The 25913-nt window shown below is 58.7% G+C and carries 18 protein-coding genes and 5 pseudogenes; 11 read left to right on the forward strand and 12 right to left on the reverse strand.

The genetic code is table 11. The features are described from left to right. The first annotated feature begins 135 nt into the window (after positions 1 to 135). Positions 136 to 1251, forward strand: coding sequence for an RtcB family protein (locus PVA48_RS05050; RefSeq protein ID WP_102722273.1), 1116 nt, complete (start codon positions 136 to 138; stop codon positions 1249 to 1251). 74 nt (positions 1252 to 1325) lie between these two features. On the opposite strand, the gene PVA48_RS05055 is transcribed toward PVA48_RS05050, so the two are convergent. Next, positions 1326 to 3518 (reverse strand): M60 family metallopeptidase, encoded by a 2193-nt coding sequence (locus PVA48_RS05055; protein WP_180975208.1) that lies wholly within the window; start codon positions 3516 to 3518, stop codon positions 1326 to 1328. A 218-nt stretch (positions 3519 to 3736) separates the two neighbouring features. On the opposite strand from PVA48_RS05055, the gene PVA48_RS05060 reads away from it, so the two are divergent. Both PVA48_RS05060 and msrB read left to right on the forward strand, forming a co-directional pair. Further along, entirely contained in the window at positions 3737 to 4237 is a 501-nt protein-coding gene (locus PVA48_RS05060) for a hypothetical protein (protein WP_146019165.1), read from the forward strand. A gap of 259 nt (positions 4238 to 4496) precedes the next feature. Then, positions 4497 to 5494: pseudogene (gene msrB / locus PVA48_RS05065) on the forward strand (peptide-methionine (R)-S-oxide reductase MsrB). A 250-nt stretch (positions 5495 to 5744) separates the two neighbouring features. On the opposite strand, the gene PVA48_RS05070 reads toward msrB, so the two are convergent. The 4 genes from PVA48_RS05070 to PVA48_RS05085 form a co-directional block, all read right to left on the reverse strand. Then, positions 5745 to 5972, reverse strand: coding sequence for a hypothetical protein (locus tag PVA48_RS05070; protein WP_146019166.1), 228 nt, complete (start codon positions 5970 to 5972; stop codon positions 5745 to 5747). A 144-nt stretch (positions 5973 to 6116) separates the two neighbouring features. Further along, positions 6117 to 6692: a L,D-transpeptidase gene (locus PVA48_RS05075; RefSeq protein ID WP_215451306.1), complete on the reverse strand. Its 576-nt coding sequence runs from the start codon at positions 6690 to 6692 to the stop codon at positions 6117 to 6119. Positions 6693 to 6808: 116 nt separating this feature from the next. Continuing rightward, complete coding sequence (locus PVA48_RS05080; RefSeq protein WP_022396799.1) at positions 6809 to 7147, reverse strand: DUF2752 domain-containing protein; 339 nt, start codon at positions 7145 to 7147, stop codon at positions 6809 to 6811. Between the two features lie 71 nt (positions 7148 to 7218). Further along, the gene (locus PVA48_RS05085; protein WP_022396800.1) at positions 7219 to 7425 is read right to left on the reverse strand and encodes a hypothetical protein; all 207 of its coding nucleotides are present in this window, start codon (positions 7423 to 7425) and stop codon (positions 7219 to 7221) included. 317 nt (positions 7426 to 7742) lie between these two features. Between PVA48_RS05085 and acnA the strand changes: the two are divergent. The 3 genes and pseudogenes from acnA (at position 7743) to PVA48_RS05100 (ending at position 12297) form a co-directional block, all read left to right on the forward strand. Beyond that, a pseudogene (gene acnA / locus PVA48_RS05090) lies at positions 7743 to 10494 on the forward strand (aconitate hydratase AcnA). A 189-nt stretch (positions 10495 to 10683) separates the two neighbouring features. Further along, the gene (locus tag PVA48_RS05095) at positions 10684 to 11349 is read left to right on the forward strand and encodes a peptidoglycan recognition protein family protein (protein WP_022396802.1); all 666 of its coding nucleotides are present in this window, start codon (positions 10684 to 10686) and stop codon (positions 11347 to 11349) included. Positions 11350 to 11433: 84 nt separating this feature from the next. Continuing rightward, positions 11434 to 12297, forward strand: a complete 864-nt coding sequence (locus PVA48_RS05100; RefSeq protein WP_218957692.1) for an aldo/keto reductase — start codon at positions 11434 to 11436, stop codon at positions 12295 to 12297. 27 nt (positions 12298 to 12324) lie between these two features. On the opposite strand, the gene PVA48_RS05105 is transcribed toward PVA48_RS05100, so the two are convergent. The 3 genes and pseudogenes from PVA48_RS05105 to PVA48_RS05115 form a co-directional block, all read right to left on the reverse strand. Beyond that, the gene (locus PVA48_RS05105; protein ID WP_102728552.1) at positions 12325 to 13497 is read right to left on the reverse strand and encodes a hypothetical protein; all 1173 of its coding nucleotides are present in this window, start codon (positions 13495 to 13497) and stop codon (positions 12325 to 12327) included. Positions 13498 to 13829: 332 nt separating this feature from the next. Next, entirely contained in the window at positions 13830 to 14249 is a 420-nt protein-coding gene (locus PVA48_RS05110) for a topoisomerase C-terminal repeat-containing protein (protein WP_423232494.1), read from the reverse strand. Positions 14250 to 14370: 121 nt separating this feature from the next. Next, positions 14371 to 16461 (reverse strand): annotated as a pseudogene (locus tag PVA48_RS05115) (DNA topoisomerase); the annotation flags it as partial. A 238-nt stretch (positions 16462 to 16699) separates the two neighbouring features. Here PVA48_RS05115 and PVA48_RS05120 point away from each other — a divergent pair. Both PVA48_RS05120 and PVA48_RS05125 read left to right on the forward strand, forming a co-directional pair. Then, positions 16700 to 16927, forward strand: a complete 228-nt coding sequence (locus tag PVA48_RS05120; protein ID WP_423232342.1) for a hypothetical protein — start codon at positions 16700 to 16702, stop codon at positions 16925 to 16927. Next, positions 16912 to 17136, forward strand: a complete 225-nt coding sequence (locus tag PVA48_RS05125; protein ID WP_423232343.1) for a hypothetical protein — start codon at positions 16912 to 16914, stop codon at positions 17134 to 17136. Before PVA48_RS05120 ends, PVA48_RS05125 begins: the two co-directional genes overlap by 16 nt. A gap of 71 nt (positions 17137 to 17207) precedes the next feature. On the opposite strand, the gene PVA48_RS05130 is transcribed toward PVA48_RS05125, so the two are convergent. Next, a complete protein-coding gene (locus PVA48_RS05130) occupies positions 17208 to 17828 on the reverse strand; it encodes a uroporphyrinogen-III synthase (RefSeq protein ID WP_423232344.1) in 621 nt (206 codons plus the stop codon). Positions 17829 to 18136: 308 nt separating this feature from the next. Beyond that, positions 18137 to 18818, reverse strand: a pseudogene (gene cobA / locus PVA48_RS05135) (uroporphyrinogen-III C-methyltransferase); the annotation flags it as partial. A gap of 47 nt (positions 18819 to 18865) precedes the next feature. On the opposite strand from cobA, the gene PVA48_RS05140 reads away from it, so the two are divergent. Further along, positions 18866 to 19324: a PepSY-like domain-containing protein gene (locus tag PVA48_RS05140; RefSeq protein ID WP_102726427.1), complete on the forward strand. Its 459-nt coding sequence runs from the start codon at positions 18866 to 18868 to the stop codon at positions 19322 to 19324. Between the two features lie 202 nt (positions 19325 to 19526). Then, the gene (locus PVA48_RS05145; RefSeq protein WP_102728575.1) at positions 19527 to 20198 is read left to right on the forward strand and encodes a zinc metallopeptidase; all 672 of its coding nucleotides are present in this window, start codon (positions 19527 to 19529) and stop codon (positions 20196 to 20198) included. Between the two features lie 237 nt (positions 20199 to 20435). Here PVA48_RS05145 and PVA48_RS05150 read toward each other — a convergent pair. Both PVA48_RS05150 and PVA48_RS05155 read right to left on the reverse strand, forming a co-directional pair. Next, a pseudogene (locus tag PVA48_RS05150) lies at positions 20436 to 23538 on the reverse strand (multidrug efflux RND transporter permease subunit). A gap of 6 nt (positions 23539 to 23544) precedes the next feature. Beyond that, the gene (locus tag PVA48_RS05155) at positions 23545 to 24702 is read right to left on the reverse strand and encodes an efflux RND transporter periplasmic adaptor subunit (protein WP_022396811.1); all 1158 of its coding nucleotides are present in this window, start codon (positions 24700 to 24702) and stop codon (positions 23545 to 23547) included. A gap of 295 nt (positions 24703 to 24997) precedes the next feature. Between PVA48_RS05155 and PVA48_RS05160 the strand changes: the two genes are divergently transcribed. Continuing rightward, a complete protein-coding gene (locus PVA48_RS05160; protein ID WP_423232345.1) occupies positions 24998 to 25810 on the forward strand; it encodes a MerR family DNA-binding transcriptional regulator in 813 nt (270 codons plus the stop codon). The last annotated feature ends 103 nt before the right edge of the window (positions 25811 to 25913 follow it).

Here is a 25913-nt window from a genome sequence, read left to right on the forward strand (position 1 = left end):
AAACATAACTTTAAAGTCATATTATATGAATACTTGCATAATGCAAGAGTCAGTAAATGCGCTATGGTAACGGAGTCACAGGGCGCAGCGCCGCTTTCCGCGGCCCCCGCCCTTCAACCAAAAGAAAATAAAACCATGATCACCATCGACGGAAAATACACGGAAGCCCGCGTGTTCACGGATGAACTGGAAGACCTGGCCCGCACCCAGATCAGGGACGTCTGCAACCACCCCGCCTTTGAAGGAAGCCGGGTGCGCATCATGCCGGACGTGCATGCCGGAGCCGGCTGCGTCATCGGCTTCACCGCTGAACTGAAAACGGACAAGGTGATTCCCAACCTGATCGGCGTGGACATCGGCTGCGGAGTGCTTACGGCCAGGCTGGCCGGTCTGCCGGATTTCTCCCGGTTTGACGAACGCCTGCGCGAACGCGTCCCGTTCGGCTGGAACACCCGTTCCGCCGTCCACCAGGCCCTGCTGGATGATCCGGAACTGGATGATGAAATCTCCCGCATCTGCGTGGATGTGCTGAGAACGGAGAAAGACAGGCACCGCCGTTCCGTGGGGTCCCTGGGCGGCGGCAACCACTTCATTGAAATAGCACAGGGAACGGAAGACGCCTTTCTGTGCATCCACTCCGGTTCCCGCAACTTCGGCTTGAAGATTGCGGAGCGCTACCAGAAGATTGCCGTGGCCACTTGCCCGGACGCCTATCTCAAGGAACGCAAGAAAGGCCTTTGCTACCTGCAGGGAGAAGATACGCTGAACTACATGCGGGACATGAAGGTGGCCCAGCGCTTCGCCGCCCTGAACCGCCGCGTGATGCTGCATGAGCTACTGGACGATGCCGCGGACCTGGAAATCTTCGACACCGTGCACAACTACATTGCGGAAGACAACGTCATCCGCAAGGGGGCCGTCCGGGCCGGACTTGGAGAAAAGCTCATCGTTCCCCTGAACATGCGGGACGGCTCCGTCATCTGCATTGGCAGGGGGAACGAGGAATTCAATTCCTCCTCCCCGCACGGCGCAGGCCGCAGCATGTCCCGCAAAAAGGCCAAAGCCAACCTTTCCCTGGAGGAATTCGAAGCTTCCATGCAGGGCATTTTCTCCACCTGCGTCTCCCGCGCTACGCTGGATGAAGCGCCGATGGCCTACAAGGATGGAGAAAGCGTGCTGGGCAACATCCATGAAACGGCGGAAATCGTGGAACGCATCAGGCCCGTGTACAACTTCAAGGCGCCCGAATAACAGGACGCCCCAACGCCCGGCCCCTTCCGGAAAAGATTTTCCGGAAGGGACTTTCGCTAATCTCCGGAACCAGGTCAGGAGCGCGTGGCGGAATAAATCAGCTTATAGGGTTCCGCAGTCTGAATCGGAATGGCGTACACCTTGGAGGTATCATTCCATTCCACGCCGGAAACATCAAACTTCTGGCGGTCATAATAACCCACCACCTTTCCGTTGGTCACTACGCAGAAAGCGGCCGCATTCTCCCCATTCCGCACAATAATCATGCTGTCCTTTTTGGAGGCGCTCACGGACGGGCTGAGCTTCGCGTTCTGCTTGTATTTGGTCCAATACCCGTTGAGCTGGGAACCATGCAGGTTCTGTCCCCACAAATCGACCGTTTTCCCATGCTGGTGCAGGAAAGCGATGCGGAATTTCGGCTTGGGGTACCGCCTGGCGGCGATCCGGGCCTTGGAGGCGCGGGCCATTTCCTCCGTCATCTTGAAGCTGTAATCCCCATACTGGTTCCCTTTGTGGTCAATCGGGACGAACCAATTGAAAATTTCAAAGTCATCAGTAAAGTCCGTCCTGCTGACATTGCAGATGCGTTCATACAGGGCCAGATGAGCCTCGGAAACCTCATACGCCTGCCTGGAAAGCGGCTTGCGGCGCAATGATTCAAACAGCGCAGGATAAAATTCCGGGTTGATGCCCAGCTTATGGAAATACAGGTAGAAGGAATATTGGGCAAAACCCCACTTGGCCCAGCCGTTCAGATCATGGAACGGCAGGCCCTTTACCGCCTCTGACAGCAGGTACTTGCACGGGTTTTCCATGTCGGAGGCCAGTTCATTGCCGTTAATGGGGTTGGTCACCTGGTCCAGGATCAACTGGGCGAAGAAGTTATTGGAGCTTTCAGACATGCTGCGCCAGTTGAACGGATGCTGGTAGCAGTGGCCGACTTCATGCCCGAATCCCCAGAGGCGGTTCCCCTGAAGAACGCCGGGGGCGAGCACTTCATTTTTCAGCGTATTTCCCTGATCCCCGACGCTGTAGCCGCAGTAATACCAGGTGGCGAACATATGGGCTCCGCCTTCTACGGAAACTCCAAGCTGCCGGTTGTTATGCGGCTGGGGATATTTGTCAAAGCCCATGATTTTCCACATGGCCCTGACGCTCTCATCCCACACCCTGACGGATTTCGTGATGGAATCCGGGCTGTAAGCCTTCAGATATTCCGTGTGAAGGATCATCATGGAATACCGCCCCACGATGTCGAACATGCTGTGGGGGGCCTTGCCGATCATCCGCTTCCAGTCCTTGTCCGTGTGCCTCGTCACGTCAAAATATCCGTTCACCGTCCCGCTGCCCACGGGGATGTGCACCTTCACAGGCTTCTTGGGCGTGCTGATATCGGTGTGGTACATCACATAAAGCAATCCCGAACGGTTGATTTTGATTTTGTTTACTCCTTCATTCAGGGGATAGGTGGAAGATTCGATTCCCGCCGGGGAAACGGAAGCCAGCGCAATATCCTCTCCATGGGTGGGACCCACGAATACAAGGATTTCATCTCCTTTCTCCGCAGCAATTCCGGTGGGATTGTCAAATTTGTTCAGGGCGTTGATATTTCTCACCTTGGCGGCAAACTCCGGATGGCTGTAAGCCTTGTAGGACGCAATGCGGAATTCCTTGTCTTCATAGGCGCCGGATTTCACTTTCCGCGCAATGAGCTGCAAAAACTCCGGCAGCGCCTTGAGGTCTGCCAGAGTGCACCTGGGATTGATGGAGGAACAGCTCGTGTCTCTGAACACTTTCAGCAATTGCCGGTTGAGCGTGGATTCCGCCTTTTTGTAAAAACTGATCTCCCGTACGGTAAACGCCGGGGAAGCTCCTTCAGGGTAATCAACCTCCACTTTGATTTTCTGAACTTTCTGAAGAGGGTTTTTAAACCTGATCATTTTGGAGCCGCCTATATCAAACTTTCCAAGGTTCTTCCACGACGAGCCGGACATGGCGGACACGGAAACTTCACTGAAATTGGCTCCGGAAAAGGTGATGTAATGAATGGTGTCCGGCACTTCAAATACAAATTCCCCCTCCACATGCCGCGCTCCGGGAACATGCCAGTTGGCGGATTCCAGAGAACCGTCCACAGCCTGCTTTACGGAATGGCCTCCTGAGTAGGGGGACTGAAGGGAAGAAGCCTCCCTTACTTGAAGCGGGATGTCCTCCGGAACGTCCAGTGAAGGATATTTTTCCGCAAGGGACAAATTCGCGGCAAACATTAAAAAAATGAAAAATAAAAAAAACGGAGATAAAATCAGCTCTCTTTTCATAAATAGTACTGGGCCCTGATGATACTATACATGATTTCCAGCGTGCGTTTTTCATGTTATCCCTGTGATGGCGCAAAATCCCCTGATGCAAGGACGGGATTTTTCCTCTGCTCCACGGTCCAATTCTTTCATGGACCCCCACGGAACATTATGCCATGTTATCCTTCATGAACGGAAGACGGTCCCGTCATCAATCAGGAAACAAGCCGGGCAAATGGATTGCCGTCCTGGCCGTTCCCCTCTTTCTCCTGGGCACGGGACTGTTCTCCTTTTTGTGGAACGTTCCGCTGAATACGCTGAGAGCCGCTCATTCCGCCACAGCGCCTCCCGCAATTCTTATCAGGAAAGCTTCTTCCCCGGAAAATCATCCCATGGCCCTGGACTCCTCCTTCCTGGCCGGCATCCAGCCCTTCCTGGAACATTATGCGGGGTCCGTCAGCAATGCCGGGCGCCTTGACTTCACCACCCATGACCCGCAGGAAGTGGAAATACGGATGGACGGGCTCTCCATCGGCCTGAGCCCTTCCCTGGCGGTTTTCAATTTCCACACCAGGTACGGGTTCAGCATGCAGACGAGCAGAAAACCGGACGCTGCCGACCGGGCGGTTTACCAGTGGCTGAAAAACATGATGCAACCGGAAGAGCCGGAGGAATCGGGGGGACGTTGACACAGGCATCGAACGGAACAGGCTCGGCGTTGTCTAATCCTTCATCTTCCCGGAAAAGCTGTGGAACGGCAGGTTCTTCAGCCAAGGGAGCAACTGCACCCGCACCGGAAGACGACCCCATACAGCGTTTATGAAACGTATTTACCACGGACCATGGACCCTGGCCGGACTGGCATGCGCCATTCTGGCCGCAGTAGCCATGCTTTCCCTGTTCTCCTGCGGAGAAAACGGACAGGCAGGCAACAAAAACAGACATCATATGGACAACAAGGATTTAAAAACGATTTATCTGGCAGGAGGCTGTTTCTGGGGAGTGGAAAAGTACTTCTCCCTGATTCACGGAGTCAAGGAAACGGAAGTGGGGTATGCCAACGGTTCCACTGCCTCCCCCACGTATGAGGAAGTCTGCAGCGGACGCACGGGCCACGCGGAAACGGTAAAAGTGGTATTTGATCCGGAAGAACTCAGCCTCCCGTTCCTGCTGGAACAATACTATTCCATCATTGATCCCGTTTCCGTCAACAAGCAGGGAAACGACAGGGGAGTTCAATACCGCACGGGCATTTATTATACGGATGAGAAGGACAAGCCGATTATAGAAGCCTCCCTGAAACGGCTCCAGCAGCACTTCAAGCAGCCCGTGGCGATTGAAGTTCAACCCCTGCGTCAATTTTCACGGGCGGAAAAATACCACCAGCGCTATCTGGACAACAACCCCGGCGGCTACTGCCATATTCCGCCCGGCAAGTTCCAGGAGGCGGCCCAGGCCAGGGAAGCCGCTCCCGTCTACCGGAAAAAACCGGATGACGAGCTGCGCCGCAGCCTGACGCCCGAGCAATTTGCAGTTACGCGGAACAATGCGACGGAACCTCCCTTCCGCAACGAATATTTCAATAACGACAAGCCCGGCATTTATGTGGACGTTACGACGGGGAACCCCTGTTTCTTTCCACGGACAAGTTTGATTCCGGCTGCGGCTGGCCCAGCTTCTCCCGGCCCATCAAGGAAGAACTGATTCAGGAAAAACAGGATCTTTCCCACGGCATGCGCCGTACGGAAGTCCGCAGCAAAACGGGGGACGCCCATCTGGGGCACGTCTTCACGGACGGCCCGAAGGACCGCGGCGGCCTGCGCTACTGCATCAACAGCGCTTCCCTGAAATTCATTCCTGAACAGGATATGGAAGCGCAGGGGTATGGAAAATACCTGCCCCAGCTTCGCCGGGAGGCAGCGGACAGAAAATCCGGGGAAAAGTAGCTTATGGAAAAAACGGAAGGTGAACCTCACCTATCCATCAATCCGTTAAAAATCCGGAGGACGAAGTGTGGCCGGATAAAGAACCGGCTCTCGGTTCCATGCAAGATTCCATGCGCACTTATGCTGTAAGACGGGAGACAGGAAACAAAGATGCTGAATGCGGCGTCCCATGCATAAGAGGTTCCGGAAAGGGATAAAAGTAGTACTCCGGAAGAAGATTCATGAAGGCTGCTTCCCGGGCCGCAGGCAGTCAACCAATTCCGGTACGCCTGCGTTTGAAAAAAACGCCCTCCATCCATGCCGCTGCCGATGAATGGAGAGTGGGCAATCGGCAGCAGGCCATGGAGGATTTGGGTTGTTGGGGCAATACGACTTGCAGCAAATGCCGTTTATCTTCATGCCGTTCATTGAAATAGCGACGGCCAGGCGCGTTTTGTGTTAAAAAAATGAGTTTTTTATTTTCAACGCTTTCATCCATCTATTGAAATCGTCCCGATTCTTTGACCATGAACATATCATAAAAATAAAAACCATTTTCTGCCAGCGCCGGATTCCCCTCACCTGCCACAAGAGGGAGGCAAGGAGCTCTTCTCCGCCAACGGTATCCGCCTTCTCCTCCGCGTCACTGCACGATCGTGACGGGAGTACCTACTTTAACGGTCTTGAAAAGCGGCACACAGGAGGAGCGGGTCATGCGGATGCATCCATGTGACTGGGGCGTCTGGAAAACGGGTCCCACGTGCATGCCGATGCCGCTGTCCGTCAGCCGCATGAAATAGGGCATGGAGGCATCATATAAATTGGAGACGTGGTGCACCGCCTTTTCCGTAATGCGGAAATGGCCCACGGGCGTGCGGTGGGAAGCGGTCCCCAGACAGACGGGAAAATCCATGGCTACTTCATCCCCCACCATCAGCTGGCCCCTCTGGCTTCCGCGGCTGATCACCACCCGCGTATTGCCGGGAGTGGCTTTTTTCATAATGTCCTGGTTCATCCACTCGTCATGCACCTCCGTATAATCCACCCCGGCCACCACCACTCTCGTATTCGGCCCGTAAGAAGTCATGGGCATGGTCGTAGGCACCGTCAGGGGCACCATGCGCAAATTCTCTTCCTGCGGCCCTGAACAGGCTGCCAGCACCAGCGCTCCCGCTGCCGCTCCTGCAATAATTGATAAGGTTTTTTTCGCGTTCATCATCTTTAACCCTTTCAGAGGGTTGGACAATGCCGCGAACTTATTTTCAATGTTTCATGACGCACTCTATCAAAATTCCGGCATGCACGCAAAAGGCGGAAACCGGAAAAAAGCGGCCGTCACGACAGCGGAATATTGCGCGCCACGGTAAACAGGGCAAGTACGGCCACGCCGGCGGTCAGCACCCTCAGGAATACGGTCTTGTCCCTGATGAAAAACAGCGTTCCCAGCCAGATGAGCGTGGGAACCAGCAGCACGTTGTACCGCAGGGAATCAAGCCAATGGCCATGAAGCAGGGCATGCAGGGCCCTGGTGGAACCGCAGCCGTAGCAAAGATAACCCGTGGTTTTATAGAAAAGGCACTCCGGCAGCCAGCCGGACCGGGAAGGGTCATCCACCAGCAGGAGCACCGCGCATGCCGCAGCCAGCAGCGCCAGATACAGGAAAAACAGTTTCATTCCATGAAAAAGGCCTGCGGATCTTCGGTTCTCCGCAAGCCTTGGATTCACGAGCCTGGTGAAGCCTTTTATCAGTTGCGCCAGGCAGTCCAGCCGCCGACCAGCATCAGGACGATGCTGAGAATCACGGCAATAAGGCTCATCGTCTTGCCGTTGCTCTTGTCGGGATATTTGTTGAGGCCTATGATGCCCAGAATGAGGCCTACGAGGCTGCATAAAACGGCAAAGACGAGGGCACAAATGGCAAGCGTATTGTTTGGTCTTTCTAACTCAGACATATTCTTTAATCCAGTTTGATTTTTATTGGGGTGCGCACAGCAGGATGCCAGACGCAAATCCTTGCCATCTAAACAAAATGCCGTGCTTCTACAAGTTTTTCCTGGTTCTGTTGTCAGTTCCTGCGCGTCTTACAGGCAAAAACGCCGGAAAAAACCGGCAGCACGCGTGCAAAAAGGAATTTCCACGCTTGCGGGAGAGGGGGAAAAATCCTCCCCCCGTCACACAGAGTCCTTGCCTTATCATATTTGGCCTGTATAGTACCCGCGACTGCCAGGAGGGCAGCCGCCTGTTTACAGTTAACCCTCTATTCCGCATCATGACCAAGATTGCCAAGAGCACGTTCACCACGGGAACCGGAACCCCGGGACAGTTTTATTCACTGCCAGCCCTGTCGGAAAACGGCTATCCCCGCCTGAACCGTCTTCCCGTTTCCATCCGGATCGTTCTGGAATCCCTGCTCCGCAATTGCGACGGCCTGAAGGTAACGGAAAAGGATGTGGACAACCTGGCCTCCTGGAACGCCAAAAATCCCGGTTCCTATGAAATCCCGTTTACGGTGGCCCGCATCGTCCTCCAGGACCTGACGGGCGTTCCGCTGCTGGTGGACCTGGCCGCCATGCGCTCCGCCGTGGCCGGACTGGGAAAAGACGCTTCCGTCATTGAACCGCTGGTTCCCGTGGACCTGGTGGTGGACCACTCCGTCCAGGTAGACTGGGCAGGCCGCACGGACGCCCTGGAAAAGAACCTGGACATCGAGTTCCAGCGCAATGCGGAACGCTACGAATTCCTCAAATGGGGCCAGCAGGCTTTCCAGACCTTTTCCGTAGTGCCCCCTTCCGTGGGCATTGTCCACCAGGTGAATCTGGAATACCTGGCGCAGGGCGTCATGGAAAAGGACGGCGTTTATTTCCCGGACACCCTGGTAGGGACGGATTCCCACACCACGATGATCAACGGCATCGGCGTCGTGGGCTGGGGCGTGGGCGGCATTGAAGCGGAAGCCGGCATGCTCGGCCAGCCGGTCACCTTCCTGGTGCCGGAAGTAGTGGGCGTCCACATGACGGGGGAACTCCGTGAAGGAGTGACCGCCACGGACCTGGCGCTCCATGTCACCCAGATGCTGCGCAGCCACGGCGTGGTAGGCAAATTTGGAATTCTTCGGGGAAGGAGCGGCGGCCCTCCCGCTGGCGGACCGCGCCACCGTAGCGAACATGGCCCCGGAATACGGCGCCACCATGGGCTTCTTCCCCATGGACGAACGCTGCTCCGACTACCTGCGCCAGACAGGCAGGAGCGAGGAAGCCATCGCCACGTACGAAAACTACTTCAAGGCCCAGGACCTGTGGGGAATGCCCCGCAATGGAGAACTGGACTACACGGTTCAGCTGGAACTGGACTTGTCCACCGTGGAACCCGCCGTTTCCGGACCCAGGCGCCCGCAGGACCACATCCGCCTGGCCTCCATCAAGGACAGCTTCCGCAAGCTCGCCGGCATGCCCGCGGCGGAAGGCGGTTACGGCAAAAAGGAATCCCCGGCGGTCAAGGTCACCATGCACTCTCCGGCTGGCGTTCCCGTTCCGGTGGAAGGCTTCAGCCAGGAGGCGGAATTGAAAGACGGCAGCATCCTCATCGCCGCCATCACCTCCTGCACCAACACCTCCAATCCGGGCCTGATGCTCGCCGCCGGGCTGCTCGCCAAAAAAGCGGTCGCGCTGGGCCTGCAAGTGCCGCCGCACGTAAAAACGTCCATTGCGCCGGGCTCCCGCATCGCTTCAGACTACTTTGCGGCCAACCAGCTCCAGGAATCCCTGGACGCCCTGGGCTTTGAAACCGTCGGCTACGGCTGCACCACCTGCATCGGCAACTCCGGACCGCTGAATCCGGAACTGGAACAGGCGGTCAGGAACAATGACATCGTGGCCGCCTCCGTCCTCTCCGGCAACCGCAACTTTGAAGCGCGCATCCATCCTTCCATCAAAACCAACTTCCTGATGTCCCCTCCGCTGGTCGTCGCCTTCGCGCTGGCCGGACGCGTGGACATCGACTTCCAGACGGAACCGCTGGGCACGGACCGCAGCGGGAAGCCCGTCTTCCTGAAAGACCTCTGGCCCAGCTCCGGGGAAATCGCGGAAGCCGTCGCCAAATCCCGCAATCCGGAAGCGTACCGGGAACTATACACCATCACGCCGGACAAAAATCCACGCTGGGCCGCCGTGTATGCGCCGGAGGGCTCCGTCTTCCAGTGGAATGAAAACTCCACCTACATCCAGGACCCGCCCTTCTTCTGCGGCTTCAACGGCCAGCCCCGCACGCTGGCGGACATCCGGGACGCCCGCCCCCTGGGCATCTTTGGCGACTCCGTGACTACGGACCACATCTCCCCCGCCGGAGCCATCCGGGAAACGGGCCCCGCCGGGCTGTACCTGCAAGGCATGGGGGTGGACAGAAAAGACTTCAACTCCTTCGGCTCCCGCCGCGGCAACGACCGCGTGATGACCCGCGGCACCTTCGCCAACGTCCGCATCAAAAACCTGATGGTGGACGGCACGGAAGGCGGCTATACGCTGTACTTCGGCAACCGCTCCATTCCCGCCCCGGACAAGAAAATAACCCCTGCCGCCGGAACCCCCGCCTTCATCTATGATGCAGCCATGGCCTACGCGCAGGACGGTGTTCCGCTCATCGTCATCGGCGGAGAAGACTACGGCATGGGCTCCTCCCGCGACTGGGCGGCCAAGGGCACGAACCTGCTGGGCGTCAAGGCCGTCATCACCAAGAGCTTTGAACGCATCCACCGTTCCAACCTCATCGGCATGGGCGTGCTGCCCCTCAACTTCGCCGACAAGGCGGACTACGACCGCATCGCCCCGTTGAAGGACGCCACCTTCTCCATCCTGGGGCTGGACAACGGCATCGCCCCGCGCCAGCAGGTCACGCTACGCGTGCAGCCCGCAGACGCGGAGGCGTTTGACGTGCCCGTCATCGTCCGCATTGATACGCCCATTGAAAAGGAATACTACCTGGCGGGCGGCATCCTGCAATACGTCCTCACTCAAATCCTCAAATAACGCGGCTTGGCCGGGCTTTTCCGGCGCCGCATCCTTTCCAGACGGGCCGCCCTTCCCCCGAAGGCGCGGCCCGTCTGGCGCCTTCCTCTCCGGGAGCACCCGCAGCTCCATGACACGGCTTGATTAGTTCACTTGAACTAATTCCAAATTCTGCTTGCAATCCTTCCGGGCTGTTTCTAGAACAAACACATGGAATATAGATCTGTCTGGACGGGCTTTCTTGCCGTATTCGCCGCCCTGGCGTTCTGCAGCTGCTCGCAGAACGATAAAATGAGACCGCCGGCCGTCTCCTTCAAAATTCAAAAAGCCCCGGTAGTCCCCCGCACGTCCAACCAGATGGGCCGTGAGGTGGGCATCCGCGTCTCCTACATGCCCAAAAGCACGTATGCCCGCAGGCATGCGGCCTCCATGCGCCCCCGCTTCATCACCATCCACAGCACCGCCAACCCCAAGGGAGACGCCAACGCCCATTCCCGCTACCTGAACAGCGGCAAATCCCGCAGCCTGAACTGGCACTTCACGGTGGACCAGTTCGGCGCGTACCAGCACATTCCCACGACGGAAACGGGCCACCACGCGGACCACTCCGGCCCGGGCGACCAATACTCCGTAGCCATTGAAATGTGCGAATGCACCACGCACAACCCCGTCGTCATCTACAACAAGACAGCCAAGCTGGCGGCCCTGCTGATGATGCGCTACAACGTCCCCCTGCGCAACGTGGTGCCCCACAACTACTGGTCCGGCAAGAACTGCCCCGCCCCGCTGATGACCAACGGCCGCCCCGGCTATAAATGGAGCTGGTTCATCTCCCGCGTGGACTATTACTACCGCTGCCTCCAGGCCGGGAAATAATCCCTCCCCTTTCTGCCGCGCATGCCGCACTCATGACAAGGCGTTCTCTTTACCGTTTCCGGCGGAGGGTGCTTCATGAAGAGTATGAAAATCATCACTTCCCCCGGAGATACGCAGCGGCTGAGCAACGGCCTCCCCATTCCCGGCATCGGTTACGGAACCTACCTGGCCCCGGACGACACGTCGGGAACCCGGAGCATTCTTGACGCGCTGGAAGCAGGCTACCGCCTCATTGACACAGCCAGCGTATACGGCAATGAAAAAACGGTGGGGCGCGCCGTCAGGGAAAGCTCCATTCCGCGGGAGGAAATCTTCATCACCAGCAAAGTCTGGAACACGGACCAGGGTTATGAAAGCACCCTGAGCGCTTTTGACGCCTCCCTGAACCGCCTCGAAACGGATTATCTGGACCTGTACCTGATCCACTGGCCCATCCCCGCCGGATATGAGAAGGACTACAGAGATCTGAACAGGGAAACCTGGAAAGCCATGGAGCGCCTTTACAAGGAGGGCCAGGCAAGGGCCATCGGCGTCAGCAACTTCCTTCCCCGCCATTTGGAAGCCCTGATGGAACAAGCCGATACCATCCCCATGGTGAACCAGCTGGAAATCAATCCCAGGTACCACCAGACGGAAGCGGTCGCCTTCTGCCGGGAACACGGCATTCTGGTGGAATCATGGGGCCCCCTGGCCCGCGGAGGCGTACTGGAGGAACCCGTCCTGCGCCGCATCGCGGACAAGCATAAAAAATCCGTAGCCCAGATATGCCTCCGCTGGGAACTCCAGCGCGGCATCGTGCCCCTCCCCAAATCCGTGCATGCGGACAGAATCAAAGCCAACCTGGACGTTTTCGGCTTCTCCCTGGACGGAGAAGACATGGCCCTTATTGACACGCTGGACGCCCCCGGGCACTACTCCATTCACCCGGACCATCTTTCCGAGGAGTAATCTTTCCAGAAAAGATTCAAGGACGGACTATTCTCTTCGCTTCCTGGCGGATTCCACCAGGCGTTGGCGAGCTTCCTGCCTGGCACGGAATGCCTGTTCGCGTTTTCTTTCCTCCGCCAGCGCCGCTTTCTTTTCGGAATCACGGAGTTTCCCGTAAAGCAGCGGGTTCATGGCGGCCTCGTCCTCCGGGCCTTCATGGTGGTACACGGGCAGCCCGTCCGCGGCCAGCGCCACATGGTAGTAACGGCCGTCCTCCCTGGAGTCCCGGCCTTTTTTGTCCAGGCGGGAAAGAATCACGGCATACCCCAGTCCCGGAGCGTTCATCAGCTTCCGCTGGTCGTCAAACAGGGCGGCAACGCGCATGTTGTCGTAGTCCAGCTTCATGATGCCGCAGACCATTTTGCCCTCCGTATTCCAGTACATCACCAGCTTCTTTTTTCCCAGGGAATTGGGCTTGCACGTTTCATAGGCTCCCTTGACGGGGCGGCTTTCCATGGACAGGGAGTAGTCCGCATTGCTGTAGGATTTTGTCTCCCTTGCGGCGAGTCGTTCGCCCGGAGGGAGCAGGGAGGAAACGGGAGCGCGCATTTCCGTCCGTTCCTCAGGCATGTATTTGGAGGGAATGAGCAGGCCTTTTCCGGTATCGTAATAGGCGTAAAGGCTTCCCTGGTCCAGAACCATGTCAAAGTTTTTCTGCCCCCTCCCGCTTTCCGGGCGCGCCTGCGGGCGGCAGTATTCCTGGATTCGGAACGGAGGGCCCTTGATGGCGGAAAGGGAGGTGGTACAGACCAGCCCGTCCACCTTCCTGGTTCCCGTCAAGGTTCTGGTGGGGTTTTTCCGGGCCGCTTCATTATAGCGGGGAGTGATGTCTTTTTCCACCGGCGTCCACGTTGCTTTTTCCAGTTCCTTCATCAGGAACGGCCAGAGCATCGCGGCCAGCTTCAGGTCCCGGCGCGCCGCCGTGCCCGTTAGGGAAGCCGCCAGCGCCGCGTCTTCCTCATCCAGGCGGTTCAGCGGAATTTCCACACGTTTCCGCCCCGTTTTAAGCGCCAATCTGGAACCCGTGCAGGATTGAAAACTGCCTTTTACCACATCTCCGAGCTTGGATATCCATTCCCGTTCGCCCGGAAAGGCATATTCATCAGCCGGCGCACAAACCGCGCCGCACCATACCAGCACAGCAAGCAGAAGGAGTTTCATCGTCAGGAACACAGGGTTGCAACTGCAACCCTAACAACAGGGCCGGCCGGATAAAAGCTTTTAATTGACCGCCGCTGCATCGGGAACCCGGAACAAGAAAGGGGAAAACGGCCTCATCACATGTCATCCGGAGGCCATGCAGGGCCGATAAGGGCCGGAAGGCCCTTTTTCCCGGGCGGGAGACCGTGACAAACCGGGGGGAATTGGAAGAAGCAAGGGAAACTGAATTTGGCTTGCCCGGGAGTGAGGAGCTCCCGCCCCTCATCATTCCCTCCAATCAGCGGCCTCATGCCACCCTGACCGCGCATCCGGAGAAAATCCTCGGACCGCAGTTATTGCTTCTTCCCTTTTTTAGGAGCCGCCTCTGCCGTTTTAGCGCTTCTTCCCGCGCCTTTCCCGGCAGTTTTGGGCGTCCTGGCCGTTTTGGAAGCCGAAGCTTTTTCCTTGTCTTCCGACTTGGCCGCAGCTTTTTTAGCCGGATATTTCTTTTCCCGGGGCGGGAATTCAAAGCCAATCTTGCCCGTCTTCGCATTGAAGACCAGATAAGCGTCAAACGGGCGCTTGGTGCGCTGGGAGATGAAGCCCTTCATCAGGTCGGACTTTCCTTCCGCCAGAATCTTCAACACCTGGTCCAGCGGAATTTCACGGCCCAGGATGGTCCGGGAAACGGAGACGGCGGCATTTTCCTTTCCAATGGCCAGGGAAGGGACTTTCCAGGCCTTGGCCGTTTCCATCACATCGTGTTCCCCCATGTCCGGGATGGTGACGGAGGCCACTTTCACGGCTTCCTCCGTCCCGGCGGCTTCGTCCTCCTCCCGTGCCGGGAAGTAGAGCGTGGCGCGGAACTTGTCGTTGAGCTCCAGCCCCGCTTCAAAGGGTTTGCCGAACCGGGAGGTGAATCCGTGGAGGATTCCCGTCTTGCCGTCCACAATGAGGGTTTTCAGCTCTTCATCCGTCATGTCGCGGCCGGAGATGACCTTGCGGATGCTGAACTTGCAGGAACGGCAGGAAACGGCGTCCAGCGTGTTTTTCAGGCCGTGGGCATGGCAGGACGGGCAGTCCAGTTCCATTTCCGGCAGTTCCACCTGCTGCTGGGCTTCCCGGAAGTCTTTCACTCTCTTTACGATTTCCCCGGTCAGAGTCTTGATGCCTTCCATGAAGGAGTCCCTCGGCAGGGCGGCCTGCTCCATCTGCTTGAGCTTGTATTCCCATTCCCCGGTGAGGCTGGGGGAGGTAAGCGTTTTCAGCCCGATGCGTTCCAGCAGGGCGATCAGTTCAATCCCGCGGCGCGTCGCCAGAAGCTCGCGGCCGTCCCGGACAATGTATTCCTGGGAAATCAGGCCTTCAATGATGGAGGCGCGGGTGGCGGGAGTGCCCAGGCCGCGTTCGCTCATGGCGGCGGCCAGTTCTTCGTCATGCACCAGCTTTCCGGCGCCTTCCATGGCGGCCAGCAGCGTGGCTTCATTGTACCGTGCGGGCGGCTTGGTCATGGCGTTGCGGATTTCAATTTCACGCACGGCAGCCTGTTCCCCGTCATGGACGGGCACCAGCTCTTCCTTGGAAGAACTGCCCGCCTTGCGTCCGTAGACGGCCTGCCAGCCCGGTTCCACCAGCACGCGCCCCGTGGTTAGGAAGGCGTCCGTCACGCCGCCCTGGTGGGCAATGAGCGTGGTTCTGCGCGTGTCCTCAAACACGGCGGGGGAAAAAGACGGCCAGGAAGCGGGCCATGACCATTTCAAAGAGTTTCTGCGCGTCTCCGGTAAGCTTTTCCATCTTGCCGGTCGGGATGATGGCGAAGTGGTCGCTTACCTTTTTCGTGTCAAACACGCGCCGGTTGGGCTTGATGCGCTTGTTGTCCAGGATGTCCTTCGCAAAAGTGGCGAATTCCGGGTCCTGCTCCGCCACCGTGCCCACGATGCCGTAGACCTTGCCCAGATAGTCCTCCGGCAGGTAGCGGGAGTCCGTACGGGGATAGGTGAGCACCTTGTGCTTTTCATAGCACTCCTGGGCCAGCTGCAGCGTGCGCTTGGCGGAAAAGCCGTAGCGGTTGGCGGCTTCCCTCTGGAGGGAGGTCAGGTCATACAACAGCGGGGCGATGGTTGTGACGGGTTTCTTTTCCTCCGTCACCGTGCCGGATTTGCCGCGGCAGCGGTCGCGGATGACGGTCGCCTGTTCCGGGTCCCAGATGCGTTCCGCGCGGGACTGCGGGTTGTCGTCCTTTTTCCAGTCCCGGTCAATCCAGCGGCCGGAGTAGGAGCCGGACTGCACGCCGAATTCCGCCCACACTTCCGAATAGGGCACCGGTTCAAACGCCTGGATTTCCAGTTCCCTCTGCGTCAGAATGGCCAGCGTGGGGGTCTGCACGCGTCCGGCGGGGGTGACGTTGAAGCCTCCGCGGGATTGCAGGATGGTAAGGGCGCGGGTGCTGTTCAGGCCCACCAGCCAGTCTGATTCGGAACGGCACACGGCGGCGTTCGTCAGGGGCTGCATGTCGGCCTCGCTCCGCATGCTGTGCCACGCATTCAGGATGGCTTCATCCGTCATGGACTGCATCCACAGGCGGCGCGCAGGCTTGGTCCATTTTCCGTAACGCACCAGGTTGTGGAAAATGAGCTCCCCTTCGCGCCCGGCATCGCATGCGTTGACGATTTCCGTCACGTCCTTGCTTTTGGCGAGCTGGAGAACCTTTTTCAGGCGGTCTTCCGACTGTTTGATGGGTTCCAGTTCAAACGTCCTGGGGATGACGGGCAGATAGTCGAACTTCCATGGCAGGGACTTGCCGCCCTCCGTCATGGGCTTCTTCTGTTCCAGCAGGTGGCCCACGGCGGACGTGATGATGGCCCGGTCATTCTGGTAAAACGCGCCGGATTTGTCCCGGGTGAATTTCCCAAGCTCCTTGCCGAGGACTCTCGCCAGATCAGTGGCGACGCTCGGCTTTTCTGCTATAATTAACGTTTTGGACATATCGGCGGCTCGGAAAAATAGAAGTGGTAAACAGTGGCGGCAACCTTTCCCGCATCTGCGGCGCGTTGCATTTGGAGGTGAATTCCTACTCCCCTACCCCCCATGCTTGTCAATAACCAATTATGTATTTACGGGAAAAGCGAGCTTTTATGTCAGAATAACGGATTTTCCCGCCTCCATTTTCCGGAAAAGCCGCGCTGGCACCTTGCCAGCCATCTTACGCCATGCTATTTGTGGGATGATGAAAACGAGCCTTCCTTTCGTCCTGCTTCCCGCCTGCCTCGCGCTGCTGGGGGCCTGTTCCCCCACGCCGTCCGACCGCATCGCGAAGAATATGCAGGCCTATGAACAGCTTCCGAAGGAGCAGCAGGCCAAAGTGGCGCGCGGAGAGCTGGAAAAGGGCATGTCCCCCATGGCGGTCCTGCTGGCATGGGGGAACCTGAACAGAAGATGGCAGGCCGGATGAACGGGAAGAATACGGAACGGTGGATTTACACGCGGAGCGGCACGGGCTGGTCCGTGGGCCTGGGCGGAGGCGGATTCCGCAGCAGGGATTCCGGGGTAGGCACCGGGATAGGCGTCACGATGCCCCTGGGCAGCCGTCCGCCCGTTTCCTATAATGTCCTGTTTGAAAATGGAAAGGTCATCGGCTGGGAAGCCGTCAATGGCTTTTAAACGGCATTTCCCCGGATAACGCTTTTCCATCCGTTCCGCCCCGGCATCTCCCGCGGGGCGCACCGTTTTTCCTATTTGCCGGCGGCCTTGACGATGGCCTCCACCAGGCCGTTGATGTCGTGCGTTTTCGCGGTAATCGAGGGTGCGCGCCCCAGCTCCTTGAGGGTTGCCGTGGTCACGGGCCCGATGCTGGCGGCCTTGCAGCCGTCCGGCCACGGAAGCCCCAGCTTGAAAAAGTTTTCCGCCGTGGAGGAGCTGGTGAACGTCACGATATCCGCCCCCCGCTCCCGGAAAGCCGCCTGGGCTCCCGCCACGTCCTCCGTTTCCGCTTCCGTCCTGTAGGCGATGCATTCGTCCACAATAGCTCCCAGAGCGGTCAGGCCGTCGTAAATCACGCGCCGCGCTTCCTCCCCGCGCACCCACAGGAACGTGCTGTGCTCAATGGTTCCGATTTCCTCGCGGGCGTCCTTGAAGGCCTTGACGAGTCCTTCCGCCACGAATTTTTTAGGCATGATATCCACGGCCAGCCCGTATTCCCGGAGCTTCGCCTCCGTTCCGGGCCCGATGGCCGCAATCCTGGCGCCTCCGATGCTCCGGATGTCCTGGTACACGGCAAAAAACGCCTGGAAGAAGCGTTCCACCCCGTTGGGGCTGGAGAACACCAGCCAGTCATAGGTATGGGCGTGCACCACGCCTTCCGCAAATTCCCGCTTGTTGGAGGGGGGGCCATGCGGATAGTGGGCATTTCCAGCACTTCCGCACCCAGACGGCGCAGGCGCACGCTCAGTTCCCCGGCCTGGGCGCGGGTGCGCGTCACCACGATGCGCTTGCCGAACAGGGGCAGTTTTTCAAACCAGGCCAGGCTGTCGCGTTCCTTCACCACATCCCCGATCACGACTACCGCAGGGGCGCCCAGCCCGGCCTTTTGAACCTTGGCGGGCAGCGTCCGGACAGTGCCCGTAACCGTGCGCTGAATGCCCGTGGTGGCCCACTGGATGGCGGCGGCCGGCGTGGACGGCTCCTGCCCGTATCCGGTCAGGGCTTCGCAGACGTCCGCGAGCTTCTGCATGCCCATCAGCATGATTTTCGTGCCCTGCGCTCCGGCGATTCCTTTCAGGTCCAGGGAAGATTCCTTCTTGTTCACGTCTTCATGGCCCGTGAAGACGGTAAATTGCGTGCAGTACTTGCGGTGCGTCACCGGAATGCCCGCATAGGCCGGCCCCGCAATGGCGGAGGTAATGCCCGGAATGACTTCAAACGGCACGCCCGCTTCATGCAGGGCGTCCGCTTCCTCCCCCGCGCCCGAAGACGTAGGGATCGCCGCCTTTCAGGCGCACCACTTTTTTCCCGGCGCGTCCCAGTTTGACCAGCAGGGCATTGATTTCCTCCTGCGGCAGGGCGTGGCGGGAAGCCCGCTTGCCCACAAAAATCCTTTCACATGCGGCAGGAGCCCAGTTCAGCAGTTCCGCCGAGCTCAGCGCATCATATACCAGCACTTCCGCCGCTTCCACCAGTTCCCGCCCGCGGACGGTCATCAGGCCGGGATCCCCCGGACCCGCTCCAAGCAAATAAACAATACCCTGTTGCATGCTGTCATTCAACTCCATCACCCGCTTTTTGGCGACAATAAACCCCGCCATGCCCGGATTCATTCCATTGATGGCAGAATTGTCACAAGACATTCACAAAAGATTCTTGTTTTTTGAATAAATACAATTATCACGTATTTATGAATATTTCACGTATACTTACGACCACTCTCGCTGCCGCATTCACCCTTCCGGCTTTGGCGGATATTCCGGCCTCCCGAGTTCCTGCCCCCGTGAAGGAACAGGTGCAGAAGCAGTATCCGAACGCCGGCGCCATCGAATGGGATTTCGACAACGACGAAGACGTTTACGAGGCGGAATTCCACCTCAACGGCCTGGAATACGACGTCAAGCTTTATCCGGACGGCACCGTCTGCCTGATTAAGGCGGACATGCGCCTTCAGGATTTGCCCGCCCCCGTTACGGCGGCCATCGCCCGCGATTTCCCGGGGTACGCTCCCCGCCGCGCCAAGCAAATCACCGCCAGGGGAGCCCTGAAGTACCGGGTGGACTGCCGGTCAGAAACCGCCGCCGTCCGCAAACTGGAGCTTTACTATGCCCCGGACGGCAAACTTCTTTCCCAGAAGGCGGACGATTGAATGCACCGTTCTTCCGCATGTTTCCGTATGACAGAAGCCGGGGGAACCTCTCCCGGCGGCTGACACGGCGCCCTCTGGATTCAACAAAGCCTTATGATATAAGGTCAAACTTGCAATGATTGAATTATTCAATATCGACTTCCTTTCCTACACGGCCCAGGCGGCGGAAACCGCCCCGCAGCATTCCTATACCATTTACTGGATGATTCTGCTGGGCTCCATGCTTCTGAGCTGGCTGGTCAGCGCGCGCATGAAGAGCCGTTTCAGCGAATATTCCCAGATTCCCATTCCGGTGACCGGGCGGGAAGTGGCGGAACAGATGCTGAAGGACAACCACATCACGGACGTGAAGGTGATTTCCACCCCCGGCCACCTGACGGACCATTACAATCCGGCGGACAAGACCGTCAACCTGAGCGAGTCCGTTTACAATTCCAACAGCATTGCCGCCGCGGCCGTGGCGGCCCATGAAGTGGGGCATGCCGTACAGCACGCCCAGGCCTATCACTGGCTGGGCCTGCGGTCCGCGCTGGTTCCCATCGTCCAGTTCTCCTCCAATCTGGTGAGCATCGTGCTGATCATCGGCATTATCCTGCTGGCCATGGGCGGTTCCCCGTGGGTGCTGGGGCTGGGCATCGGCCTGTTTGCCATGACCACCATCTTCGCCTTCATCACGCTTCCGGTGGAGTTTGACGCTTCCTCCAGAGCCCTGAAATGGCTGGACCGTTCCCACCTGATGAATTACTTCGACCACGGAAAGGCCAAGAGTGCCCTGTTCTGGGCGGCCATGACCTATGTGGTGGGCGCGCTTTCCTCCCTGGCCATGCTGCTGTATTACGTGTTCATTTTCCTGAACGCGCGCGGCAGGGAATAATCCCAAGCACGGGCGCAGCGGCATACGGGGTTCCAGCCCATGCGGATAACGAGGCTTTTCAGGCCCTCCCTCCGCAGGAAAACCTCTTTCAGCCTTTTTCCCGAAAGACGGGGAGCACGGAAACGTGCTCCCCTTTTTAACGCATCAGGCGCGGGCAGCGGTCCCATGCAGGGTTCTGTCTTCCCGCGCCTTCCGCGGCAGGGGCTATTCCAGGCGTTTCCGTTCCAGCCTCGTGCCCTATGCTTCTTCCGGGTGTTCCTGTTTCCTCTTTCCGGCTGTCAGGCGGAAGAAGAGGGGAACCAGGAAGATTGCCAGCAGGGTGGCCGTAATGATGCCGCCCAGCACCCCCGTGCCTACGGCGCGCTGCGCGCCCGCCGCCGCCCCGTGGGCGAAGGCCAGCGGAACCACCCCGGCGCCGAACGCCAGGGAGGTCATCAGGATGGGCCTCAGGCGCAGTTTGGCGGCGGCAACGGCAGCTTCCATCACATCCATGCCTTCCCGGTAGAATTCCTTGGCCACTTCCACAATCAGGATGGCATTCTTGGCGGAAAGGCCGATGGTCGTAATCAGGCCCACCTTGAAGTAGATGTCGTTGGGCATGTCGCGCAGGAAGACGGCCAGCAGGGCTCCGAGCAGGCCCAGGGGCACCACCAGGATGACCGCCAGCGGAATGGACCAGCTTTCATACAGGGCCGCCAGCACCAGGAAGACGATCAGGATGGACAGGCCGAAGAGCAGCGTGGCCTGGGACCCGGCAAGCTTTTCTTCATAGGACTGTCCCGTCCATTCAAATCCCACGCCCTGCGGCAGGGTGGCGGTAATCTGCTCCAGGGCGTTCATGGCGTCCCCGCTGCTCTTGCCGGGCGCGGAGGAGCCGTTGATGGTGAAGGAGGGGTAGTTGTTGTAGCGCGTGAGCTGCGGGGGGCCGGCCGTCCAGTCCAGCCGGACGAAGGAGGAGAGGGGCAGAAGCTTCCCCTGGTCATTACGGACATGCAGGTCTTCAATGTCATTGCCGTTCAGGCGGCTTTTTCCGTCCGCCTGCACAATGATGCGGCGCACCTGGCTGTCATGCATGAAGTCCCCCACATAGCTGGACCCGAACATGACCGCCAGCGAATTGCTGATTTCCGTAATGGGCACTCCCATGGAGAAGGCTTTTTCCCGGTCAATGGAGACGTGCAGCCGCGGCGTGTCCGCCTGTCCGGAGAAGTAGACGCCCGTCAGGTTGGGGTCCGCATTGGCGCGGGCCAGGAGTTCGTCCCGGGCTTCCACCATGCGGGCATACCCCAGGCCGCCCTTGTCCTGGAGCCGGAAGTCGAAGCCGGACGTGCTGCCCAGTTCCGGCAGGGACGGCATGTTCAGGGCCATGACCATCATCTGGCGGTCCCCGCCAAAACGGGCGTTGACCCGGTCAATGATCGCCTGGGCGGAGTTGTCCTCTCCGGAACGCTCGTCCCAGTTTTTCAGGCCGACAAACAGCATCGCCATGTTGGTGCCGGTGCCCATGAAGCTGAAGCCGCCCACGGAGTAGGCGTATTCCACCGGTTCATGCTGCATCAGGTAATCCTCCACCTCCCGCAGCCGGGTGCTGGTTTCCTCCTGCAAGGTCCCGGCAGGCAGGGCAACCATCGCCATGAAGTTGCCCTGGTCTTCTTCCGGAAGGAAGGAGGTGGGAAGCGTGAGGTACAGGTAGCCGGCCCCCGCAATGATGAGCACATACAGGAACAGGGAGCGTACGGGGCGGCGGATGATTCCGGATACGGCATTGCCGTACCGGTCCGTGGACCGGTGGATGGTCCTGTTGAACCATCCGAAGAATCCTTTCTTTTCCTGATGCTCCACGGAGGAGGCTTTAAGCATGGCGGCGCACAGAGCCGGAGTCAGGGAAAGGGCCAGAAACGCGGAGAAGGAGATGGATACAATGAGGGTCACGGCAAATTGCCGGTAGATGTTCCCCACCGCTCCGCTGAAAAAGGCCATGGGCACGAACACGGCCACGAGCACGGCGGTGATGCCCACGATGGCGCCTCCGATCTGCTTCATGGCTTTTACCGTAGCGCGCCGGGCGTCCAGCCCCTCCTCCATCATGATGCGTTCCACATTTTCCACCACCACAATGGCGTCGTCCACCAGAATGCCGATGCTGAGCACCATGGCGAACATGGTGAGCATGTTGATGGAGAACCCGGAGAGCCACATCACCGCAAAGGTGCCCAGCAGGGCCACGGGGACGACGAGCGTGGGAATCAGGGTGGCCCGGAAGTTCTGCAGGAACAGGAACATGACCAGGAATACCAGCAGAATGGCTTCCAGCAGGGTGGAGATGACCTTCTGGATGGAGATTTCCACGAAATGGGTGGTTTCATACGGAATCTGGTAGGTGACGCCGGGCGGGAAGTCCCTGGCCAGCTCATCCATCTTGGCCTTGAGCAGGCCCATGGTTTCCACGGCGTTGGAGCCGGGAGCCATCTTGATAGCCATGCCGGTGGCGGTCTGCCCGTTGCAGCGGGAGAAGAACGCGTAGCTGTTGGAGCCCAGCTCCACCCGCGCCACGTCCCCCAGCTTGACGGAGGAACCGTCTGAAAGCGTTCTCAGCGCAATGGAGGCGAATTCCTCCGGCGTGCGGAAGGCTTCCTCCGCCACCACGCTGGCGTTGATGGGGGCGGATTTGGAAACGGCCGCCCCCGATGTCACCGATGATGATGCGCTCGCTCTGGGCGGCCACGGCATTCACGATGTCCGTGGGCGTCAGCCCCAGCGCTTCCAGCTTTTCCGGATCGGGCCAGATGCGCATGGACGTTTCCGCGCCGAAGAGCTCCACGCGCCCGACGCCTTTCACGCGCTTCAATTCAGGGATGATGCGCGCGGAAGCCCATTCCCCCAGTTCCGTATCATTCAGGTTCCCCGTGGAGGAAAGGGAGATCATCGCCTGAATGTTGTTGGAGGATTTTTCCACGAACACTCCTTCCTTCCGGACAGATTCCGGCAGGCGGGATTCCACGATTTTCAGCCTGTTCTGCACTTCCACGGCGGCAATGTCCGGGTCCGTGCCCTGCGTGAACGTGGCGGCGATTTCCACCGCGCCGTCGGAACTGCTGGTGGCGGACATGTACATCAGGCCGGGAGCTCCGTTGATTTCCTTTTCAATCACGGCGGTGACGGCTTCCTCCGTATCCTGGGCGGAGGCGCCCGGATACGTAGTGCGCAGGGTAATGACCGGCGGAGCGATGTCCGGGTACTGGGCAATAGGCAGGCTGGGAATGGCCAGCAGCCCGATCAGGGAAATCAGCAGGGCGACTACCCAGGCAAAAATGGGGCGGCGTATAAAGAAATCAGGCATAACGGGTTATTGCTGGGCGTTGGATTGCGGCTGGGGCGCGGCGCTGCGGACCTTCATGCCGGGCCGGAGGGACATGATGTGGCTGACGGCCACCTTGTCCCCGTCCTTGAGGCCTTCCGAAACCAGCCATTCCCGGCCGTTCAGCGTATCCGCCTTCACGGGGCGCATTTCCAGCACGCCTTCCGGGCCCACGACAAAGACGGAAGCCCCCTGCGCGGTGCGGATGACGGCGTCCCGGGGAATGGCGAACACGTTGTCCCGCACCGCCTTCTCAAATACCACGCGCACATAGGCGCCGGGCAAAAGCTCATAATCCGGATTGGGGAACTGGGCCCGCATTTCAATGGTGTCCGTATTCGGATCCACCGCCATGTCGGAAAAGATGATCTTGCCGGAATGGGGGTATTCCTCCCCATTGGAGAGCAGCAGGCGCACCTTGATTTCACCCAGCGGCACTCCCTTCCACAGGCCGGACACCACGGCGCGGCGCAGGCTGCTGTACTGGGAGGCCGGCTGGCAGAAGCGGACATAGATGGGGTCTATCTGCTCAATGGTGGTCAGGTGCGTGAATTCGTTCTGGTTGGCAAATGCCCCTTCCGTCACCAGCGCGCGGCGCACGCGGCCGGAGATGGGCGCTTCCACCCTGGTGTATTCCAGATTCAGGCGGGCCTGCTCCAGAGACGCGGCGGCGGCGGCATATTCCGCCCTGGCCCGGTCTTCCTCCGCCATGGCCTGCTTGTGCTCCCGCACGCTGACGGCGCCCTTGGCCACCAGGGAGGAATAGCGGGCGGCCTTGTCCTCCGCATCCGCCAGCACGGCCTTGGCGCGCGCTACCGTAGCCTTGCATTCGTCCAGCACGGCCTGGAGCGGAGCCGGATCTATCTTGAAGAGAAGGTCGCCCGGGCGAACCGTCTGCCCTTCCTGGTAGCAGCGTTCCTGAATAATTCCCGTCACGCGGGCGCGCACTTCCGCCTGGAGGTACGCCTCCATGCGGCCGGGAAGGTTGGCGGTTACGGGAACCTGGGTGCCGTGCACCGTGAGAACGGCCACTTCCGGCACTATTTCTCCGGGAGAACCGGCGGCCGGATTTTCATCCCCCTGCCGGCAGGAGGAGAGAGCTGCCAAAAGGGTGGTGCAGAGAAGAAGGAGACTAGTTGTTTTCATCAGTAATCATGCTTTATAAGACCTCAAGAAACCCCGGAACCACGCTTCCGACAAGACCGGGGATTTTTCAATTGCCATAAGATGTAAAGTATCCCATAATGGGAGAGTCAAGAGGCAATGAAAAGATTAAGTGGAGCGGCTTTTTATCATTTGTTGTAAGCTGCTGGCAACAAGAATCAAATGAATGACGCGACGATTTCGTCTTCAGGAAGATTTCTCTTGCATGCAGCAGCCGTTTCCGCCGGGCGCGCCTCCGGCGGGAAAAAATCAGTTTCCACGCCAACCGCAATACAGGATGGACAAGCAGAATTTACTAACCATAGGCAATCTGTCCAAACAGACCGGCGTACATATTAAATCACTCCGGTATTACGAGCAACTGGGGATTCTGCGCCCGGCCCATACGGACCCGGATACAGGCTACCGTTATTACACCCTCTCCCAGATTCCCGTGGTGGACGCCATCCGCGCCTGCACCTTCCTGGACATTCCCCTGAAGGAGTTCACCTCCTTTCTGACCGAGGACCAGCAGAGAATCCATTACAAGAAGCTGATTTCCCACGGCACCATGCTGGCGCACCAGAAAATCAGGGACATTCAGGAGAAACTGCACCTGCTGGAAAAATTCCAGAAGCAGATGGACCGGATGGAAGGCCTCCGGCGCCATGAGGGGCAGACCGTCCACGCCCTGCCGGAAAAATATTGCTGGACGGCCCCCTATGCCGGAAAACAGCACAGCACGGATTACAATGTACTCATCACCAACATGCTTGATGACATTAACCGCAATGAGCTGAGGCTGGGCGCGGAAGCCGGACTCCTTTCCTTCCACCGGAGCTCCGGAACGGAAAGGTTCCTGTATGTGGAGGTGGAAGCGACCAAAAGGGACGCCCGGCAGTTAAAGGAAGTCGTGCGCCTGCCTGCCGCCTCCTTCCTCTGCTCCATCAGGAAGGAAAGCGATATCGGGAAGGCCCCCCTGGTCTTTCCCGAACTTTTTGCGCAGGAGTATGATAAAATCATCATGGAAACGGAATTGTTTTCCGGAGACTACGATGTGGTGCATCCCAAATTCGAACTGAGATGCTCCCTTCCGCCGGAAGGGAAGTGAACCGGGGGATTTTTTCCGGAACAGGCAATGGGTGAAGAGGATGTAAAAAACGCCTTTCGGGAACCGGAGTTCCCCGTCCGCGCCCCTGCCGCCCTGCGGTGCA

The sequence above is a fragment of the Akkermansia sp. JRP_AM1 genome (assembly GCF_049262625.1).
GTDB classification, from domain to species: domain Bacteria; phylum Verrucomicrobiota; class Verrucomicrobiia; order Verrucomicrobiales; family Akkermansiaceae; genus Akkermansia; species Akkermansia massiliensis.

Coding starts and splice junctions, on each gene's coding strand:
- PVA48_RS05050 (WP_102722273.1), top strand. CDS start 136: ATGATCACCATCGACGGAAAATACACGGAAGCCCGCGTGTTCACGGAT.
- PVA48_RS05055 (WP_180975208.1), bottom strand. CDS start 3,518: ATGTTTGCCGCGAATTTGTCCCTTGCGGAAAAATATCCTTCACTGGAC.
- PVA48_RS05060 (WP_146019165.1), top strand. CDS start 3,737: ATGAACGGAAGACGGTCCCGTCATCAATCAGGAAACAAGCCGGGCAAA.
- PVA48_RS05070 (WP_146019166.1), bottom strand. CDS start 5,972: ATGGATGAAAGCGTTGAAAATAAAAAACTCATTTTTTTAACACAAAAC.
- PVA48_RS05075 (WP_215451306.1), bottom strand. CDS start 6,692: ATGATGAACGCGAAAAAAACCTTATCAATTATTGCAGGAGCGGCAGCG.
- PVA48_RS05080 (WP_022396799.1), bottom strand. CDS start 7,147: ATGAAACTGTTTTTCCTGTATCTGGCGCTGCTGGCTGCGGCATGCGCG.
- PVA48_RS05085 (WP_022396800.1), bottom strand. CDS start 7,425: ATGTCTGAGTTAGAAAGACCAAACAATACGCTTGCCATTTGTGCCCTC.
- PVA48_RS05095 (WP_022396802.1), top strand. CDS start 10,684: ATGGAATATAGATCTGTCTGGACGGGCTTTCTTGCCGTATTCGCCGCC.
- PVA48_RS05100 (WP_218957692.1), top strand. CDS start 11,434: ATGAAAATCATCACTTCCCCCGGAGATACGCAGCGGCTGAGCAACGGC.
- PVA48_RS05105 (WP_102728552.1), bottom strand. CDS start 13,497: ATGAAACTCCTTCTGCTTGCTGTGCTGGTATGGTGCGGCGCGGTTTGT.
- PVA48_RS05110 (WP_423232494.1), bottom strand. CDS start 14,249: ATGGGGGAACACGATGTGATGGAAACGGCCAAGGCCTGGAAAGTCCCT.
- PVA48_RS05120 (WP_423232342.1), top strand. CDS start 16,700: ATGATGAAAACGAGCCTTCCTTTCGTCCTGCTTCCCGCCTGCCTCGCG.
- PVA48_RS05125 (WP_423232343.1), top strand. CDS start 16,912: ATGGCAGGCCGGATGAACGGGAAGAATACGGAACGGTGGATTTACACG.
- PVA48_RS05140 (WP_102726427.1), top strand. CDS start 18,866: ATGAATATTTCACGTATACTTACGACCACTCTCGCTGCCGCATTCACC.
- PVA48_RS05145 (WP_102728575.1), top strand. CDS start 19,527: ATGATTCTGCTGGGCTCCATGCTTCTGAGCTGGCTGGTCAGCGCGCGC.
- PVA48_RS05155 (WP_022396811.1), bottom strand. CDS start 24,702: ATGAAAACAACTAGTCTCCTTCTTCTCTGCACCACCCTTTTGGCAGCT.
- PVA48_RS05160 (WP_423232345.1), top strand. CDS start 24,998: ATGGACAAGCAGAATTTACTAACCATAGGCAATCTGTCCAAACAGACC.